Raw genomic sequence first — 17,397 nt, 5'->3', positions numbered from 1 at the left:
CGGTGCCCGTCAACACCAAGAGCGCGGGCGCCACCACCCCGGGCAGCAGCCAGCTCACCGGGCCGAACAGGCCGTGGCCCACCGACAGGGCGACCGCCGCGGCGATGCCGCAGGCCCATGCCCACAGCCGCGGCCGCGCGGTGGCCAGGAAGTACGCGGCGATCGTCGGGTAGAAGTCGAGCGGGCTGCGGCCCGCGTCGCGCACGATGAGGAAGCCGATGACTCCCAGCACGCTGGCCGCCAGCACGGCCACGGGGAATCGGCGGCGCAGCAACACGACCGCGCTCAGCGGAATGCCGAACGCCAGGGCCCACGGAGGCACGTGCGAGCGCTCGCCGAAGCGCCAGATCAGCAGCAGCGCCGCGTACAGGGTGGCCGCCAGCAGCCCGTCGGCCAGCAGCGGGCGGGCCCGCAGCGCCTCGGGGATGCGACGAGGGGTCACCGTCTCACGATAGCGACACGCCACAGTCGACGATCAGGTGGCGGACCTAGCCGCCGTGGTGGCCGCCGCCCGAAAAGCCTCCGCCGCCGTGGTGCCCGCCTCCGAAGCCACCGTGATGGTGGTGCCCGCCTCCGAAGCCACCGTGATGGTGGTGGTGACCGTTCGGGTTGTTCGCGTTGGTGTAGTCGATGTACGGCGCCTGGTCGGTCCACCGGGTCTTTCGCGCGCCGTCCGAACCGGACCCGCGCCGATAGACCGCCAACACGACCGCCACGATCACCGCGACGGCGAATCCGCCCAAGATTATTCCGAACGTCGCTACGACCATGTCGACACGATACGTGGGATGCGCCGCGATCGGCAATGGCGCGGCGGGCTAGAAGTCGCCGCCCCCGCCGAAATCGCCTCCGTCGAAACCTCCGCCGTCGAAGTCCCCGCCGTCGCCGCCGTCGAAGTCGCCACCGGCGTCGTTGAAGCCGTCGGCGTAACCGTCGGCGAAGGCGCCGTCGATGGCGCCGGAGTCGAAGCCCGGGGAGATCAGGGCGTCGAAGATCATCATCGAGCCGATCCCCCACGCGCCCGCCACCAGGGCGGTCTTCCACCAGGGCTCGGAATACCAGCCCGACGGGACCGGGCGCCCCGACACCATGCCGCCGGGGTAGTAGTGCTGCGCGCGGGCGTCGGGTTGGGGACTGGCGTGGTAGTGCTTGCCGTCAACATCCACGTCCATGGATTCCTTGATGGAACCCGCGCGGGCCTGGCCGCTGAGGCCGGGGATCTCGGGGCCCGGGTCCATGCCCATGGCCTCGCGCGCCGCCCGCACGTAGTGCAGCCCCTCCAGCGCCGTGTCGCCCGCCAGCTCATACTGGCGGCGGGTCTGGGCGCGCTCCAGCTGCGAACCCGAGGCGGTGTACCGCTCCCCCGCGTCGGCCAGCGCCTGCTTGGCGGCGGGGCTGTCGCTGTCGGGCACCAGGTTGACGGTCTGGCCGCCCAGGCGCTCGTACCAACGCTGTGCCTCCTCCCTGGCGTCGGCCAGCCGCCGCTCGGCGTTCTTCTTGCCCTGCAGGGCCAGGTATCCGACCAGCACGATCGCCAGCAGAATCACGGCGATGAGGAAATACACCATTGGACAACAGTACCGGTGCCGACCAAACCGGCCGCCGCGCTCGTACGCTTGAGCGTCATGGGCTACGTCCTCATTGCGTTGTTGTGTCTGGCGGCCGGGGCGGTCGCGGGCTGGTACGCGGCACGGTCGAAACTGGCGGCCGAGCACGCGGGTCTTCGGGCGCGGTTGGATGCCGCGCGGGACAACGAGACCCGGCTCGAGCAGTCGCTGCGGGCCGTCACCGCCGACGCCGCCGCGCAGCAGCGCACCGCCATGAACGAGCTGATGACGCCGCTGCGCGAGTCGCTGCAGCGTTACGAACAACACGTTTCCGACGTGGAGCGCTCGCGGCTGTCGGCGTACACGGAGCTGCGCACCCAGGTGACCCAGATGCGCGACACCGGAGAGCAGCTGCGCGAGCGCACCGGGGAGCTGGTGTCGGCGCTGCGCACGCCGCAGGTGCGGGGGCGCTGGGGCGAGCACCAGCTGCGGCGGATCGTGGAGGCCGCGGGGATGCTGGAGCACTGCGACTTCACCGAGCAGACCACGGCGACCATTGAGGACCAGGTGGTGCGCCCCGATCTGGTGGTGCGGCTGGCGGGCGGCAAGAGCGTCATCGTGGACTCCAAGGCGCCCATCAACGCCTACCTGGACGCGCTGGAGACCCGCGACCAGACGGTGCGCGACGGCCAGCTCGACATGCACGCCAAGCAATTGCGCTCCCACGTCAACCAGCTGTCCAAGAAGGAGTACTGGCGGGCGTTTCAGTCCACACCCGAGTTCGTGGTGCTGTTCGTGCCCGCCGACGCGTTCCTGGACGCGGCCCTGCAGCGCGACCCCGGCCTGCTGGAGTACGCCTTCGGGCGCGACATCGTGCTGGCCACCCCCGCCACCCTGATCGCGCTGCTGCGCACCGTCGCCTACACCTGGCGGCAGGAGGCGCTGGCGGAGGGCGCGGCCCAGGTGCACGCGCTGGGCAAGGAGATGTACTCGCGCCTGGCCACCATGGGCGGCCATCTGTCCAAACTGGGCAGTTCGCTGTCGGGCGCGGTGACGGCGTACAACTCGGCGGTGGGTTCTTTGGAGGCGCGGGTCATGGTGACAGCACGCAAGTTCGCCGACCTGGGGGTATCGGCCGAGTCACTGCCCATGATGGAGCAGGTCGAGGTCACCGCCCGCCAGCCCCAGCACGAGGCGCTGCGCGACGAGAACGCCTGACCGACCCCACGTCTCAGCCCAGCCGCCGTCGAATCTCCTCGGCGTCGGGGAGGTCCATCCGCTCGTACAACTCGAGAGGCGCACGCAGGTGAACCCTGGGACGAGAACGCCCGACCAACCCCGGTCTCAACGCAGCCGCCGTCGAATCTCCTCGGCCTCGGGCAGATCCATCCGCTCGTACAACTCGGCAAGCGCGCGCAGGTGAACCCTGGCCTGGTGCGGGTTTCCCGTGGCCTCCAAGGCATCGGCGAGCCCGCGGTGGGCGTTGACCTGTTCATCGGCGTTGCCGATGGTGTCGACCAGTTCGAGCGCGCGACGCAGGTGTCCCAGGGCGCGTTCCGGGGCGCCGGCGGCCAGGTAGTCCTTGCCCAGCTCGTTGTGGCCGCCGCCCTCCAGCAGGACCGACTTGTGCTCGATGCCCAGATCGACGATCATCTCGTGTCGCGCGACGGCCTCTTCGTAGCGCCCGAGCCCGCGCAGCGCCGCGCCCAATCCGGCGGCGGTAAAGGCGATCCCGACATAGTCGCCCACCTGTTGGCAGTGCCGCAGGGCCTGCCGCTGGCATTCCAGGGCCAGCGCGTGCTCCGAGCGCGCCCGGTGCGCCGACCCCATGACGTGCAGCACCCGCGCCATCTCGCCGGCGTCGTTCATGTCGCGGAAGACGGCCAAGGCGCGCTGGAGGCCCTCGATGACGCCGTCGAGCTCCCCGCGCGTGATCAACCTCTGGGCGCGGTTGGTCAACGCCAGGGCCCTTATCCACGGCAGATTCCCCAGTTCGGCCTGGTGGGCCGCCTCCTCGTAGGTCGCGATGGCCTGGGTGATTTCTCCGATGGCGCTGTAGACGTTGGCCAGGTTGTTGAGCGCGGACGCCAGGTGGCCGGGCTGTCGGAGTCCGCGCGCGTTGTCGACCACCCGGCGCTGCACCTCGAGGGCGTCGGCGAAACGATCCATGTCCTTGTAGCCGCTGGCCAGCAATTGCAGCATGTTGTTCTCGGCGCGCACATCGCCGAGTCGGCGCGCGGATTCCAGTCCGGTGTGGACAAGGCGTTGCTGTTCGGCGGGGCCGTAACGATTGTCGTTGACGCAGGCGAGATACACGAACCTCCACACCACCTCGTCCCAGCCGCGAGCCGCGGCCAACGCCGCGACGGCGATCAGGTTGGGAAACTCGCGGCGGTGCCAGGCGTTGGCCGCCGTCACATCGGGCATTGGCGGAAGCGGGGTGACCGCCTCGGGCGGGACCGCCTGCGTCCGTCCGACGCCCGGTTCGATGAGCCCCTCGCCGACGTAGACGGCGCCCCAGTACGTCTCGAACAGCCGCCGTTCGGCCGCCTCGCGCGCGGCCGCGGAGTCCTCCCGCCGCGCCAACCGGGCCGCGTACTGCCTGATCAGGTCGTGAAAGCGGTAGACGCCGTTGCCGAGGCTGTTGAGCAGGTGCGCGTCGGACAGGCCCTCAAGGACGTCCTCCACGTCGTCGACGGCCGACGAGCCCGCCAGCGCGGCGGCGGCGTAGGCGTCGACGTCGGTTCCCGGGTGCAGCGCGAGTCGCCGAAACAGCCGCCGGTCGCCGTCGGCGAGTTCCCTGTACGACATGGCGAAGGACGCGGCGACCCCCCGATCGTCGCCGTCCAGTTCGGTCCACAGCCGCTCCGGGTCGTCGAGCCGGTCGCGCAGCGTCTCGAGGGTCCACTCCGGACGGCTCCTGAGCCGCCCGGCGGCCAGGCCCACGGCGAGCGGCAGCCGTCCGCAGCGTTCCACGATCGCCGACACCGTCGCGGCGTCGCGGTGGGCGAACCGGGCGGGCCCCGCGGTGGCGATCAGCGCCTCGGCGGCCTCGGGGGCCGACAGCACATCGATCGACAATGGACGAGCCGCGTCCAGGTCGAGCATCCGGCGGCTGGTCACCAGGGTCAGGCACCCCGCCGCCCCGGGAAGCAGGGGCCGCACCTGGGCGGCGTCGACGGCGTTGTCCAACACGACGACCATGCGGCGCTGGGCCAGCAGGGTCCGCCAGGCCGCGGCGTTGTCGTCGACGGAGTCCGACCACGCGGGTTCGGCGCCCGCGGCCGACAGCAGGAGCCGCAGGGCCCGGTCGGCGGTCATCGGCGGGGCGTCCTCGGCGTACCCGCACAGATCCACGAAGATCTGTCCGTCCGGGAAGGACTCCGCAGCCGACCTGGCGGCCCGTACCGCCAGCGCCGTCTTGCCGACCCCGGCCATGCCGTCGATGGCGATCACGGGGCCGGACGCGGCGATCGCCGCCAGTTCGGCCTCGCGCCCCACGAAACCGGCCGGGTCGTCGGGAAGCCGGGCGGGGCGCTCGTCGCCACGGCGGGGCCGCGACGGCCACGAGTCCGGCGCGTCCAGCCCGGGATCTCCGGCGAGCATCCGCCGATGCAGCTCCTCGAGGGCGGCGCCCGGCGCGATGGCGAGCGCCGCGTCCAGTTGGTCACGGGTGTCGCGGAACAGGGCCAGGGCCTCGTCGCGGTGGCCGCAGCGGTACAGCGCCAGCATCAGCATGGCCACAACGGACTCGTGCGACGGCTCGGCGGCGACCGCCTCCTGAAGCTCGCCCAGCGCCTCGGCGTGGCGGCCGGACGCCAGCATGGCCTCGAGGCACCGGTGCCGTGCCCGGGTTCGCCGCTCGGCCAGCCCGACGGCCGCGTCGGCCAGCGGGGTGTCGGCGGCGACGTCGGCGAGGGGATCCCCGCGCCACAACTCAAGGGCGGCACGGTATCGCCGCTCGGCGACGGCGGCGTCGGCGCGTTCGGCGGCCTCCTCGGCCTCGCGGCACAGGCGCTCGAATTCGTCGAGGTCGAGCTCGCCGGGTTCGACGCGCAGCCGGACCCCGCCGTCACCCATGGACAGCCGGGACTCGGCCTCGGCGGGGTCGCGCAGCACCGCCCGCAGCCGGGACAGGTAGGTGCGCAGATTGGCGGCGGCCGAGTCGGGGGGATCGCGCCACACCTCGTCGACGAGGGCCCGGCGCGTCACGTACTGGTTGGCGTGCAACAGCAGGCCCGCGAGCACGGCCCTCTGGCGCGCGCCCCCGACGGCCGCCTCGGCCCCCGATATCTCGACTCCGACCGGACCCAGCACCCGAAACCTCATGGGTTTCAGTCCAGGAACGTGATCATGGTCGCGGCGGTGTCGCGGGACTCGGCGACCACGAAACCCTCGCCGAGGTACAGGTTGCGGGCGGGATTGTCGTGGTCGACGCTCAGCGACACGCCGCGATAACCCTTGGCGCGGGCCAGGTCCAGCGTCTGGCGCATCAGCGTGCGGCCCAGCCCCTTGCCGCGCCGGCCCGCGGCGACGCCGATGGCGAGCTCGGGGATGTCGGGCGCGACGAAGCCGTACGCGGGTGCCTCGGCGGGAAACAACCGCAGCCAGCAGGCGCCGATCGGCGCGTCGTCGCCGTCGATCGCCACGATCCCGTCGTCGCCGTCGCGTCCCCAGCCGAGGATGTAGCGGGCCACCTTCTCCTTCGACAGCGCCTCGTCCCGCCGTCCGGGATTGCTGGTCTCGTCGTGCCGCCAGTCGGCGGCCTCCACCAGCATCCGGGTGAGGAACTCGGCGTCGGCGGGCGTGGCGGGACGGGTCCGAGGGCTCACAGCCGCCTCAGGGCGGCGGCGAAGGGGTCGAGCCCCATCGGCCCCAGGTTGAGGGCGTCGGCGTGGAACTGCCTGAGGTTGAAGTCCGTTCCCTTGCGGGCCTTGTATTCCTCGCGCGCGGCCATCCAGAGCCGCTCTCCGACCTTATAGGACGGTGCCTGTCCGGGCCAGCCCAGGTAGCGGTTGAGCTCGAACTTCAGGAAGTCGCGGTTCTCGCGGCAGTGGGTGGTCAGGAACTCCCAGCCCAGCTCGGGTGTCCAACGCTTCCCCGGCGCGAAACCGAAGGGATTGTCGGCGGGGATCTCCAGCTCCAGGTGCATGCCGATGTCGATGATGACGCGGGTGGCGCGAAACGCCTGCCCTTCCAGCATCCCCAGCTTGTCGCCCGGGTCGGACAGGTAGCCGAGCTCGTCCATCAGCCGCTCGGAGTACAGGGCCCAGCCCTCGGCGTGGCCCGAGCACATGCTGCCGCGGCGCTGGAAACGGTTGAGCAGGTCGGAACGGTACGCCGTCTGTCCGATCTGGAGGTGGTGTCCGGGCACGCCCTCGTGGTAGACGGTGGTGACCTGGCGCCAGGTCGAGAAGCTGGTCTGGGTGGGCGGCACCGACCACCACATGCGCCCCGGTCGCGAGAAGTCCTCGCTGGGTCCCGTGTAGTAGATGGTGCCGTCGGTGGTGGGCGCGATCATGCACTCGATGCGCCGCACCGGTTCGGGGATGTCGAAGTGCTTGCCGTTCATATCGGCGATGGTGGCCTCGGCCAGCTGCTGCATCCAGTCGCGGAACTCGGCCTTGGAGGCGATGTTGCGGGCCGGGTCGGCGTCCAGCACCTCGATGGCCTCATCGACGGAGGCGCCCGGCTTGATCCGGTGGGCGACCTCGTTCATCTCGGTCTCCAGGCGGTGCAGCTCCTGCCAGCCCCACGCGTAGGTCTCCTCCAGATCCACGGTGCTACCGAGGAAGAAGCGGGAGCCGCGGGCGTACTTCTCGCGGCCCACGGCGTCCTTGGCGGGAGCCAGCGGCGCCAGCTCCTCGCGCAGGAAGCGACCGAAGTCCGCGATCCCCTGGCTGGCGGTGCGGGCGCCGTCGGACAGCGACGCGGCGAGGTCGCCGGTGATCGCTCGGCCGTCCACGGTCAGGCGCGACAGCAGCCCTTCCCAGAAGTTGTCCCCCGACGCGCCGTTCCAGTTGTCGGACTGGCGGGCGCACTCGGTGATCTGGCGGCGCGCCGCGATGTGGCCCCTGGCGGCCTCGGTGCGCAGCGTGGTCGCGTACTGCCGCAGGGCCTCGGGGATCTTGGACAGGCGGGCGGCGATGTTGGCGGCGTTGTCGGCGCCCTCGGTGCCCATCAGGTCGAACACCTGGCGCACCTGGTGCATGGGCGAGAACAGCACGCTCAGCCCGCTGGCGATGTCTCCGGCGTCGTAGCGCTCCACCGCCGACGCCAGCCGCTCCACCATGGCCTCGGCCGCGGCGCGTTCCCGCTCGTCCGCGGGCTCGACCGCCCTCACCTCGGCCAGGGTGCGCCGATCCAGGTCGGCCTTGGCGTCGAAGCCCTCGGGCGAGAAGTCGTCGTACGCGTCGTCGCGACCGGGCACTCCCAGCCCGGTCGCGCGAATCGGCGACAGCTCCACGGCCTGGTTCATGTAGCGCTCGGCGATGTCATCAATGGGGGCCATGCGGCGATGCTACTTGGCCCGCGCCCCCATTCGTCCACAGGATTTAGTATCGATCAATGTCTACTGCACGGGTGCTGTCGCAGCGGTTGAGCCAGCGGTTGGGGCTTCCCAGCAAGGTCAGGAAGTTGGGCAGCAGCCCGCGATCCCTGGTGTGGTGGGCCGATATGGACGGTGGCGCGGTCATCGTCAAACACGTCGTCGGCGGCGGCGACGCGTCGGCCCGTTTTCGCCGCGAGGTGGCGGCTTTGCGCCTCGCCGACGGCGCGCGGCCCGCGGTGGTGCCGCGCCTGGTGGCGGTGGACGAGGACGCGGGCATCTTCGTCCTGGAGTACCTGGACGAGGGACGCCCCGCCGCGGGCTGGCAGCTCGACTACGCCGCCGCCCTGGCCCGACTGCACGCGTGCGGGCCCGCCGCCGAGGAGCTGCCGCGGTGGGACCCACCCGACGGGTCCGATGTGGAGGACGTGTTGTTCCTGGCGCGGCGGTGGGGTGTCGCGGCGCCCCGCGACGCCGAGGCAGAGCTGGAGGCCCTGGTGGGTCGCAGCGCGGCTACGGACGCGACCGCCCTGCTGCACGGCGACCCGTGCCCGTGCGGCAACGTGCTCTACACGCCCGAGGGGATTCGCTTCATCGACCTCGAACAGTCCAGTGTGGGCAACGGCCTGGTCGAGCTGGCGTACCTGCGCGTCGGGTTCCCCACCTGTTATTCCAGCCCCGCCACGCCGCCCGGGTTGTTGCGCGAGGCCGAGGACGCCTACCGCGAGACCTGGGCGGGCCTGACGGGGGCGCCGATCGTCGGCGACCTGGCCGACGCGTGCGCGGCGTGGACGATTCGCGGCGACGGCCTGGTGGAGCGCGCCCACCGCGGCAGGCGGCGCTACCTTCGCAAGCTCGCCGCCAAGGACTGGACGTGGGGCAAGGCGACCGCGCGCGAACGCCTCGCCTTTCGCCTCGACGTCACCGCCGAGTTGGCCGCCGACTCCGCACAGCTGGCGGCGGTGTCGGCGCTGTGCCGCGACCTGCGCGACGCGATGCGGCGGCGCTGGCCGAGCCTGCGCGTGTTGACCGACCCCGCCTTGAACTACTGAAGGCTGGGGCTCTTCTTCATGTCGCGCACCAGTTCGCGCGGCAGCGAGAAGGTGAGCTTCTCCTTCACCGACTCCACCTCGGTGACGTCGGTGAAGCCGCGCTCGGCGAGGAACTCCAGCACGCCGCTGACCAGGTCGTCGGGCACCGAGGCGCCCGAGGTGACGCCCACGGTGGCGGCGTCGGTCAGCCACGCGTCCTGGATCTCGTGTGGATAGTCGACGAGGTGGCCGGTGCGGGAACCCGCCTGCACGGCGACCTCCACCAGCCGCACCGAGTTGGACGAGTTGGTGGAGCCCACCACCAGCATCACGTCGCACTCGGGCGCGATCTCCTTGACCACCTGCTGGCGGTTCTGGGTGGCGTAACAGATGTCGTCGCTGGGCGGCGACTGCAGACCGGGGAAGCGCTCGCGCAGCTTGTCCACGGTGTCCATGGTCTCGTCCACCGACAGGGTGGTCTGCGACAGCCACACCACCTTGTTCGGGTCGCGCACGGACACGTTGTCGACGTCGCCGGGCCCATCCACCAGCTTGATGTTGGCGGGGGCCTCCCCCGTGGTGCCGATGACCTCCTCGTGGCCGTCGTGGCCGATGAGCAGGATGTCGTAGTCCTGGGTGGCGAAGCGCCGCGCCTCCGAGTGCACCTTCGTCACGAGCGGGCAGGTGGCGTCGATGGCCCTCAGGTCGCGCTTCTTGGCCTGCTCGTGCACCTCGGGTGCCACACCGTGCGCCGAGAAGATCACGATGGAGCCGGGCGGCACCTCGTCGTTCTCCTCCACGAAGACGGCGCCGGCGGCCTCGAGCGTGGTCACCACGTGTTTATTGTGGACGATCTGCTTGCGGACGTAGATCGGCGGCCCGTACAACTCGAGCGCCTGGTTCACGGTCTCCACGGCGCGGTCCACGCCCGCGCAGTAACCCCGCGGCTTGGCGAGCAGGACACGTTTGGCTGACATGCGCTCCATGGTACGGACGCCCCCGGCGACACGGACGCGCCCGTGAGCGCACTCACGGCGATGTCGGCGCGGGCCTTTAGGATGTCGGGGTGAATCAGCCCGAGCTCGCCGCCGCCGGCACCTCCACGGCCGAGGCGCCCTGGCCCGTGCGGGTGGTGAGCCAGAAGATCGGCGAGTGGATCGCGCGGCTGGGGTCGATCTGGACCGAGGGCCAGATCACCCAGATCAGCCGCCGCCCCGGGGCGGGCTTCGTGTTCCTCACCCTGCGCGACACCGCCGCCGAGGTGAGCCTCACCGTGGTGACGACCCGCGGCGTCGTCGACGCCTGCGACCCGCCGCTGCGCGACGGCGCCCGCGTCGTGGTCTTCGGCAAGCCCGACTGGTATCCCGGGCGCGGCACCCTGTCGATACGCGCCAGCGAGATCCGCCAGGTCGGCCTCGGCGAGCTGCTGGCCCGCCTCGAGAAGCTCAAGAAGCTCCTGGCCGCCGAGGGCCTGTTCGCGCCCGAGCGCAAGCGCCCGCTGCCGTTCCTGCCCAAACGCATCGGCCTGATCACGGGCCGCGCCTCCGCCGCCGAACGCGACGTCCTGGAAAACGCCCGCGCCCGCCTCCCCTCGGCCGACTTCGAGATCCGCGAGGTCCCCGTCCAGGGCGCCCAGGCCGTCCCCAGGGTGATGGAGGCGCTGGCCGAGCTCGACGCCGACGGCGACATCGAGGTCATCATCCTGGCCCGCGGCGGCGGCAGCGTCGAGGACCTGCTCCCCTTCTCCGACGAGACCCTGTGCCGCGCCGTCTTCGCCGCCAGGACCCCCGTGGTCTCCGCGATCGGCCACGAACCCGACAACCCGATCGTCGACTACGTCGCCGACGTCCGCTGCTCCACCCCCACCGACGCGGGCAAGCGCGTCGTCCCCGACTTCGCCGAGGAACGCCGCGCCATCGACCAGGCCCGCCACCGGCTGCGCCAGGGGCTGGGCGGCATGATCCAACGCGAATCGGCGGCGCTGTCGGCGATGCGCTCGCGCCCCTGCCTCGCCCAGCCCGAACGCATGCTGGACGAGCGCCAGACCCACATCACCCAGGCCCGCGACCGCGTCCGCCGCGCCTTCGCCTCCCGCCTCGACGCCGCGACCCGCGACGTCGCCCACCTCCGCTCCCAACTGCGTGCCCTGTCCCCCCAGGGCACGCTCGACCGCGGCTACGCGATCGTGCGGTCCGGCGACGGCGCCGTGATCCGCGACCCCGACGAAACCCAAGCGGGACAAGACATCCACATCCGAGTGGCCCGGGGCCAGCTCTCGGCCACGGTGAAGGAGTAAGCGATGAGCGACGACACGATGGACTACGAGACCGCCCGTGCCGAACTGGTGTCGGTGGTGGAGAAGCTCGAGACGGGCGGCGCCACCCTGGAGGAGTCCCTGGCGCTGTGGGAGCGCGGCGAGAAGCTCGCCGACCTCTGCCAGTCCAAACTCGACGGAGCCAAGGCGAAGCTGGACGACGTCCGCGGCGCATCCGAGGACTGACCGCGCGGCACGGTTCCGTTCAACCGTTGGGGCCCTAGGGTTACAGCCCCAGCACCCGCGCCGCCTCGGCGGCGTCCACGGGGATGGTCTCGGGTTTCGGCGCGGTGGACACCGCCCAGTCGGGATCCTTGAGGCCGTGGCCCGTCACGGTGCACACCACCGTGGAGCCGGGCGCGACGGTTCCCGCGTCCACCGCCGACAGCAGGCCCGCGACGCTGGCCGCCGAGGCCAGCTCCACGAACACGCCCTCGCCGCGGGCCAGCAGCAGGTACGCCTGGTGGATGTCGCGGTCGGTGACGGAGATGATGTCGCCGCCCGAGGCGTCGCGGGCGTCCAAGGCCTTGGTCCAGCTGGCGGGGTTGCCGATGCGGATCGCCGTGGCGATGGTCTGCGGGTCGCTCACCACGTGGTTGTCGACGATGGGCGCCGCGCCCGCCGCCTGGACGCCCAGCATCCGGGGCCGGTGCGTGGCGTTGCCCGCGTCATGGTCCTCGGTGTAGCCCATCCAGTAGGCGGTAATGTTGCCCGCGTTGCCCACGGGTAGACAGTGGACGTCGGGGGCGTCGCCGAGGGTCGACACGATCTCGAAGGCCGCGGTCTTTTGGCCCTGCAAGCGATGCGGGTTCACCGAGTTGACCAGGGACACCGGGTAGTCCAGGGCGAGCTTGGACGCCAGGGCCAGGCAGTCGTCGAAGTTGCCGTCCACCTGCAGCAGGCGGGCGCCGTGCACCAGGGCCTGGGCCAGCTTGCCGAGCGCGATCTTGCCCTGCGGCACCAGGACCGCGCAGATCAGGCCCGCGCGGGCGGCGTAGGCGGCCGCCGAGGCGGAGGTGTTTCCCGTGGACGCGCAGATCACGGCCTTGGCGCCGTCCTCGGCGGCCTTGGACACCGCCACCGTCATGCCGCGGTCCTTGAAGGAACCCGTCGGGTTGGAGCCCTCGACCTTGAGATGGACGGTGCAACCGGTGCGCCGCGACAGCGCCGGGGCGGGCACCAGCGGGGTGCCGCCCTCCCGCAGGGTCACCACCGGGGTGGCGTCCGTGACGGGCAACCGGTCGGCGAATTCGACGATCAGGCCGCGCCAGTCGCCGCTCATGGTCATTCCCCCTCTACGCGCATGACGCTGGCGACCTGGCGGACGGCGGGCAGCTTGCCCAGTTCGTCCACCGTGGCCGACAGCTGGGCGTCGGTGGCGGTGTGCGTCACGGCCACCAGCGCGGCCTCGTCGCCGCGACCGGTCTGGCGCACGGTGCGCATGCTGACGCCGTGCTCGGCGAACACCGAGGCGACCTCGGCCAGCACCCCGGGCTCGTCGTCGACGTCGAGGCTGACGTGGTAGCGGGTGACCACTTCGGACATCGGGCGCACCCGCAGGTCGGCGTACGCCGACTCGGCGGCGGCGCTGGCGCCCGAGCGGCGGGAGCGGGCCACGGCCACCAGGTCGCCCAGCACCGCCGAGGCGGTGGGCGCTCCCCCGGCGCCGGCGCCGTAGAACATCAGCTGCCCGGCGGCCTCGGCCTCGATGAACACGGCGTTGTAGGCGCCGTTGACGCTGGCCAGCGGGTGCGTGCGCGGGATCATCGCCGGGTGCACGCGCGCGCTGACGTCCGCGCCGTCGCGGGTGGCGATGCACAGCAGCTTGATGACGCAGTCCATGTGGACGGCACTGGCCACATCGGACGCCGTGACCTCGGTGATGCCCTCGCGGTAGACGTCGGACGCCGTGACCCGGGTGTGGAACGCCAGCCCGGCGAGGATGGCGGCCTTGGCGGCGGCGTCGTAGCCCTCCACGTCGGCGGTGGGGTCGGCCTCGGCGTAACCCAGGTCGCTGGCCTCCTCCAGGGCCTCGGCGAACCCGGCGCCGGTTTCGGTCATGCGCGACAGGATGAAGTTGGTGGTGCCGTTGACGATCCCCATCACCCGCACGATCCGGTCGCCGTGCAGGGACTCGCGCAGCGGGCGCAGCAGCGGGATGGCCGCGGCCACCGACGCCTCGTAGTACAGGTCCACATTGGCCGCCGACGCGGCGCGGTACAGGCTGGCCCCGTCCTCGGCCAGCAGCGCCTTGTTGCCGGTGACGATGCTCTTGCCACGCCCGATCGCGGTGGTGATCCAGGTGCGGGCGGGCTCGATGCCGCCGACCAGCTCCACCACGATGTCGACGTCGTCGCGGGTGATGAGCTCCCGCGCGTCGGTCGTGAACAGCGAGGCGTCCACCGGCAGGTCGCCGCGGTCCTTGTCGACGCGGCGCACCGCGACGCCCGCCAGCTCCAGGGGTTCGCCGACGCGCGCGGCCAGGTCGTCGCGCTGCGCGTGCAGCAGGCGCACCACCTCGGTGCCGACGTTTCCGCAGCCCAGCAGCGCCACCTTCATGCCCCGAGTCACCCCACGTCCAGGTTGAGCAGGTCGTCGACGGTCTCGCGGCGGACGATGACGCGGGCGGCCCCGTCGGCCACGGCGATCACCGGCGGGCGCGGCACGTGGTTGTAGTTGGAGGCCATGCTGCGGCAGTAGGCGCCGGTGCCGGGCACCGCCACCAGGTCCCCGGCGGCGATGTCGCCGGGCAGGAACTCGTCCTTGACGACGATGTCGCCGGCCTCGCAGTGCTTTCCGGCGATGCGGGCCAGGATCGGCGGCGCCTGGGACAGCCGCGAGGCCAGGGTGGCCGAATAGGACGCGTCGTACAGAGCGGTGCGGACGTTGTCGCTCATGCCGCCGTCGACGCTGACGTAGCTGCGAACCTGACCGGCGCCCAGATCGACGCTCTTGACGGTCCCGACCTCGTAGAGGGTGAATGTGGACGGACCCGAGATGGCGCGCCCGGGTTCCACGGTGATGGCGGGCGGTTCGATGCCCAGGGCGGCGCACTCGTGGTCGACGATCTTGCGCAGCTCGTCGGCGAGCCGGGCCGGCGTCTCGGGATCGTCCTGTGTGGTGTACGCCATGCCGAAGCCGCCACCGAGGTCGAGCTCGGGGAGCTCGACGCCCAGCTCGACGCGGATCGCGTTGTGCAGCTCCAGAACCCGGCGCGCCGCCACCTCGAAGGCGGTGGTTTCGAAGATCTGGGAACCGATGTGGGAGTGCAGGCCGCGCAGCTCCAGCGCGTCCTCGGACAGCACCTTGCGCACCGCGCGCGCCGAGGCGGGCAGCGACAGGCCGAACTTCTGATCCTCGTGGGCGGTGGCGATGTACTCGTGGGTGTGCGCCTCCACGCCGACCTTGGTGCGGATCATGACGCGGGGGCGGACGCCGCGCTCGCGGGCCAGCGTGGTGAGCCGGTCGATCTCGGTGAAGGAGTCCAGCACGACGGTGCCGACCCCGGCGTCCAGGGCGGCCGTCAGCTCGGCCACGGACTTGTTGTTGCCGTGGAAGGCCAGGCGGTCGGCGGGGAAGTCGGCCGCCAGCGCGGTGGCCAGTTCTCCCCCGGTGCACACGTCGAGGTTGAGGCCCTCCTCGGCGACCCAGCGGACCACCGCCTTGCACAGGAAGGACTTTCCGGCGTAGTAGACCTTGCCGCCGGGGAAGGCGGAGCCGAAGCCGTCGGCGAAGGCGCGCAGCCGGAAACGGAAGTCGGCTTCGTCCACAACGTAGGCGGGGGTGCCGAACTCGGCCGCCAGGTCGCCGGCCTCGACGCCGCCGACGCTCAGCGCTCCCGACGGCGCGCGGTTCACGGTCTTGGCCCACAGGTGCGGAAGCAGGTCGTTGATGTCGACGGGCATCCGCAGCCAGTTCGGCCCGTGGCCCCCGAAGTCGCCGTGCATCGCCCCGGCCTCGTGCGCGCGCATTACATCCGCTCCGGTGCCGAGACGCCCAGCAGGCGCAGCGCGTTGGCCAGCACGACCCGGGTCGCCTCCACCAGCCACAGGCGGGCCCGGCCGGTGTCGGTGAATTCCTCGTCGCCCTTGGGAAGGACGCGGCAGGCATCGTAGAAGCGGTGGTAGGCGCCCGCCAGATCCTCGGCGTAGCGGGCGATGCGGTGCGGTTCGCGCAGCTCGGCGGCGGCGGCCACCACGGCGGGGAACTCGGCGAGCTGCTTCAGCACGTCGCCCTCGCGGGGATGGGACAGCGCGGCGGCGTCGTAGCCGTCGCCGCGGTCGAGGCCGAGCTCGGCGGCGTTGCGCAGCAGGGAGGAGATCCGGGCGTGCGCGTATTGGACGTAGTAGACGGGGTTTTCGTTGGTGGCGCGGGTCCACAGGTCGAGGTCCAGGTCGATGGTGGAGTCGCTGGAGTAGCGGGCCAGCGCGTAGCGCGCGGCGTCCACGCCCATCGCGGCGATCAGCTCGTCCAATGTGGTGATGGTGCCCTTGCGCTTGGACATCCGCAGCGGCTTGCCGTCCGCCAACAGGTTCACCAACTGTCCGATCAGGATCTCCAGGTTGGTGTCGGGGTCGTCGCCGAAGCAGGCCACCATGGCCCGCATCCGCCCGATGTAGCCGTGGTGGTCGGCGCCCAGCATGATGATGGCCCGATCGAAGCCGCGCTGCCGCTTGTCGAGGTAGTAGGCGCAGTCGGCGGCGAAGTAGGTCCAGTGGCCGTCGGACTTGCGCAGCACCCGATCCTTGTCATCGCCGAAGTCGGTGGTGCGCAACCACACCGCGCCGTCGCGTTCGAAGACGCGGCCCTGTTCGGTGAGCCGTTGCAGCGCCGCGGCGACCTCGCCGCGCTCGTGCAGTTCCTTCTCGTTGAAGTAGACATCGAAGTGGACGCCGAAGTCGCTCAGCGACTTCTTGATGTCGCCGAACATCAGCTCGATGCCCGCGGTGCGGAACCACTCCCGCGGGTCGGGGTCGGCGAGGATGTCGGGGTGCGCCTCGACCACCCGCTTGGCGATGTCGCCGATGTAGTCGCCCTGGTAGCCGTCCTCGGGGAGGGGTTTGCCCTCGGCGGTGGCCAGCAGGGACGCGGCGAACAGGTCGATCTGCACACCGGCGTCGTTGAAGTAGTACTCGGTACCGACCTCGGCGCCCGAGGCCGCCAGGACGCGGGCCAGCGCGTCACCCACCGCGGCCCACCGCACGGCTCCGATGTGGACCGGGCCGACGGGGTTGGAGGACACGAACTCGAGATTGAGTTTTTGGCCACTCTGGGAGTCGTTGCGCCCGTATGCATCCCCGGCCTCGATTACCTGGCCCGCCAGGGCGCCCGTGGCGCCCGCGTCCAGGCGGATGTTGAGGAACCCGGGTCCCGCGATCTCCACGGCGGAAACGCCGTCCACGGCCCGCAGCTGAGCGGCGACGGCCTCGGCGAGCTCGCGCGGCGGCCGCCCCGCCTTCTTGGACAGCTGGAGCGCCAGATTCGAGGCGTAGTCGCCGTGTTCGGGGCTTCGGGGTCGCTCCACGCTCGTCGCCTCGGGAAGCACGCCGGTGTCCAGACCGGCGGAGTCAAAGGCCGCGCGCGCGGCCGTCAATACTTGAGCGGCGAGTTCTTCTGGAGTCACGCCGAACATGGTATAGGTCCGCATGCTGGGCATCATTCGTATTACCGCCCGCGTGACCTGCGTGGCTCGCGTCGGGATGGTCGCCACGAAGGTAGACCGAACGGCCGATTACTACCGATCCGCGCGAGGTTCGCCTATCGTGGGTGCGGGATTCGCGTCGCCGCGGGCGGGGCGTGTCCCGACCTTGACCATCCGTGTTGACCCACACTGACTGACCCACCATGACTCACAATCCTTATCAGACTTACGCCCGATCGCCCGAGGAGCAGCCTCAGGGCGACGATTGGGGCGCCCACCAGCAGTCGCCGCCGCGCTCGGCCTCGCCGCCGCGTTCC

At 71.3% G+C, this 17,397-nt stretch carries 15 protein-coding genes; 4 read left to right on the top strand and 11 right to left on the bottom strand.

Annotated elements, in window-relative coordinates; genetic code table 11:
• The 3 genes from VE172_RS13750 to VE172_RS13740 all read right to left on the bottom strand — a co-directional run.
• Window positions 1-442, bottom strand: a 442-nt coding sequence (locus tag VE172_RS13750) for a DUF7134 domain-containing protein (protein ID WP_324802489.1), incomplete at its 3' end; no start/stop codon positions are given.
• A 46-nt stretch (window positions 443-488) separates the two neighbouring features.
• On the bottom strand, window positions 489-770 hold the full coding sequence (locus VE172_RS13745) for a hypothetical protein (protein WP_324802488.1): 282 nt from the start codon (window positions 768-770) through the stop codon (window positions 489-491).
• A gap of 48 nt (window positions 771-818) precedes the next feature.
• Window positions 819-1,568: a hypothetical protein gene (locus VE172_RS13740; RefSeq protein WP_324802487.1), complete on the bottom strand. Its 750-nt coding sequence runs from the start codon at window positions 1,566-1,568 to the stop codon at window positions 819-821.
• A gap of 57 nt (window positions 1,569-1,625) precedes the next feature.
• Between VE172_RS13740 and VE172_RS13735 the strand changes: the two genes are divergently transcribed.
• Complete coding sequence (locus VE172_RS13735) at window positions 1,626-2,765, top strand: DNA recombination protein RmuC (protein ID WP_349258374.1); 1,140 nt, start codon at window positions 1,626-1,628, stop codon at window positions 2,763-2,765.
• A 126-nt stretch (window positions 2,766-2,891) separates the two neighbouring features.
• Here the strand turns inward: VE172_RS13735 and VE172_RS13730 are convergent, their stop codons facing one another.
• From VE172_RS13730 to VE172_RS13720, 3 genes are read right to left on the bottom strand one after another with little or no spacing between them, the layout of a single operon-like run.
• Complete coding sequence (locus VE172_RS13730) at window positions 2,892-5,876, bottom strand: AfsR/SARP family transcriptional regulator (RefSeq protein ID WP_324802485.1); 2,985 nt, start codon at window positions 5,874-5,876, stop codon at window positions 2,892-2,894.
• 5 nt (window positions 5,877-5,881) lie between these two features.
• Window positions 5,882-6,379 carry a GNAT family N-acetyltransferase gene (locus VE172_RS13725; protein WP_324802484.1) on the bottom strand — a complete coding sequence of 166 codons (498 nt, stop codon included), beginning with the start codon at window positions 6,377-6,379 and terminating at the stop codon, window positions 5,882-5,884.
• Entirely contained in the window at window positions 6,376-8,058 is a 1,683-nt protein-coding gene (locus VE172_RS13720) for a DUF885 domain-containing protein (RefSeq protein WP_324802483.1), read from the bottom strand. The genes VE172_RS13725 and VE172_RS13720 overlap by 4 nt, the downstream gene beginning before the upstream one ends.
• A gap of 56 nt (window positions 8,059-8,114) precedes the next feature.
• Between VE172_RS13720 and VE172_RS13715 the strand changes: the two genes are divergently transcribed.
• Window positions 8,115-9,146: a phosphotransferase family protein gene (locus VE172_RS13715; protein ID WP_324802482.1), complete on the top strand. Its 1,032-nt coding sequence runs from the start codon at window positions 8,115-8,117 to the stop codon at window positions 9,144-9,146.
• Here the strand turns inward: VE172_RS13715 and VE172_RS13710 are convergent.
• Window positions 9,140-10,111: a 4-hydroxy-3-methylbut-2-enyl diphosphate reductase gene (locus VE172_RS13710; RefSeq protein ID WP_349258371.1), complete on the bottom strand. Its 972-nt coding sequence runs from the start codon at window positions 10,109-10,111 to the stop codon at window positions 9,140-9,142. The two genes, VE172_RS13715 and VE172_RS13710, sit on opposite strands and share 7 nt — an antisense overlap.
• An 80-nt stretch (window positions 10,112-10,191) precedes the next feature.
• Here VE172_RS13710 and xseA point away from each other — a divergent pair, with 80 nt between their 5' ends.
• Together xseA and VE172_RS13700 are read left to right on the top strand one after the other, a co-directional pair.
• Entirely contained in the window at window positions 10,192-11,421 is a 1,230-nt protein-coding gene (xseA, locus tag VE172_RS13705; protein ID WP_324802480.1) for an exodeoxyribonuclease VII large subunit, read from the top strand.
• Window positions 11,422-11,424: 3 nt separating this feature from the next.
• Entirely contained in the window at window positions 11,425-11,625 is a 201-nt protein-coding gene (locus VE172_RS13700; RefSeq protein ID WP_324802479.1) for an exodeoxyribonuclease VII small subunit, read from the top strand.
• Between the two features lie 40 nt (window positions 11,626-11,665).
• Here VE172_RS13700 and thrC read toward each other — a convergent pair whose 3' ends face one another.
• From thrC to argS, 4 genes are read right to left on the bottom strand one after another with little or no spacing between them, the layout of a single operon-like run.
• Entirely contained in the window at window positions 11,666-12,721 is a 1,056-nt protein-coding gene (gene thrC / locus VE172_RS13695; protein ID WP_324802478.1) for a threonine synthase, read from the bottom strand.
• A gap of 2 nt (window positions 12,722-12,723) precedes the next feature.
• The gene (locus tag VE172_RS13690) at window positions 12,724-13,998 is read right to left on the bottom strand and encodes a homoserine dehydrogenase (protein ID WP_349258373.1); all 1,275 of its coding nucleotides are present in this window, start codon (window positions 13,996-13,998) and stop codon (window positions 12,724-12,726) included.
• An 8-nt stretch (window positions 13,999-14,006) separates the two neighbouring features.
• Complete coding sequence (gene lysA / locus VE172_RS13685; RefSeq protein WP_324802476.1) at window positions 14,007-15,410, bottom strand: diaminopimelate decarboxylase; 1,404 nt, start codon at window positions 15,408-15,410, stop codon at window positions 14,007-14,009.
• Window positions 15,410-17,062 (bottom strand): arginine--tRNA ligase, encoded by a 1,653-nt coding sequence (gene argS / locus VE172_RS13680; RefSeq protein ID WP_349258372.1) that lies wholly within the window; start codon window positions 17,060-17,062, stop codon window positions 15,410-15,412. The genes lysA and argS overlap by 1 nt, the downstream gene beginning before the upstream one ends.
• Window positions 17,063-17,397 lie beyond the last annotated feature (335 nt).

The organism is Stackebrandtia sp., assembly GCF_035643755.1.
Classification (GTDB): Bacteria; Actinomycetota; Actinomycetes; order Mycobacteriales; family Micromonosporaceae; genus Stackebrandtia.
This window is presented reverse-complemented; position numbering and strand designations above follow the sequence as displayed.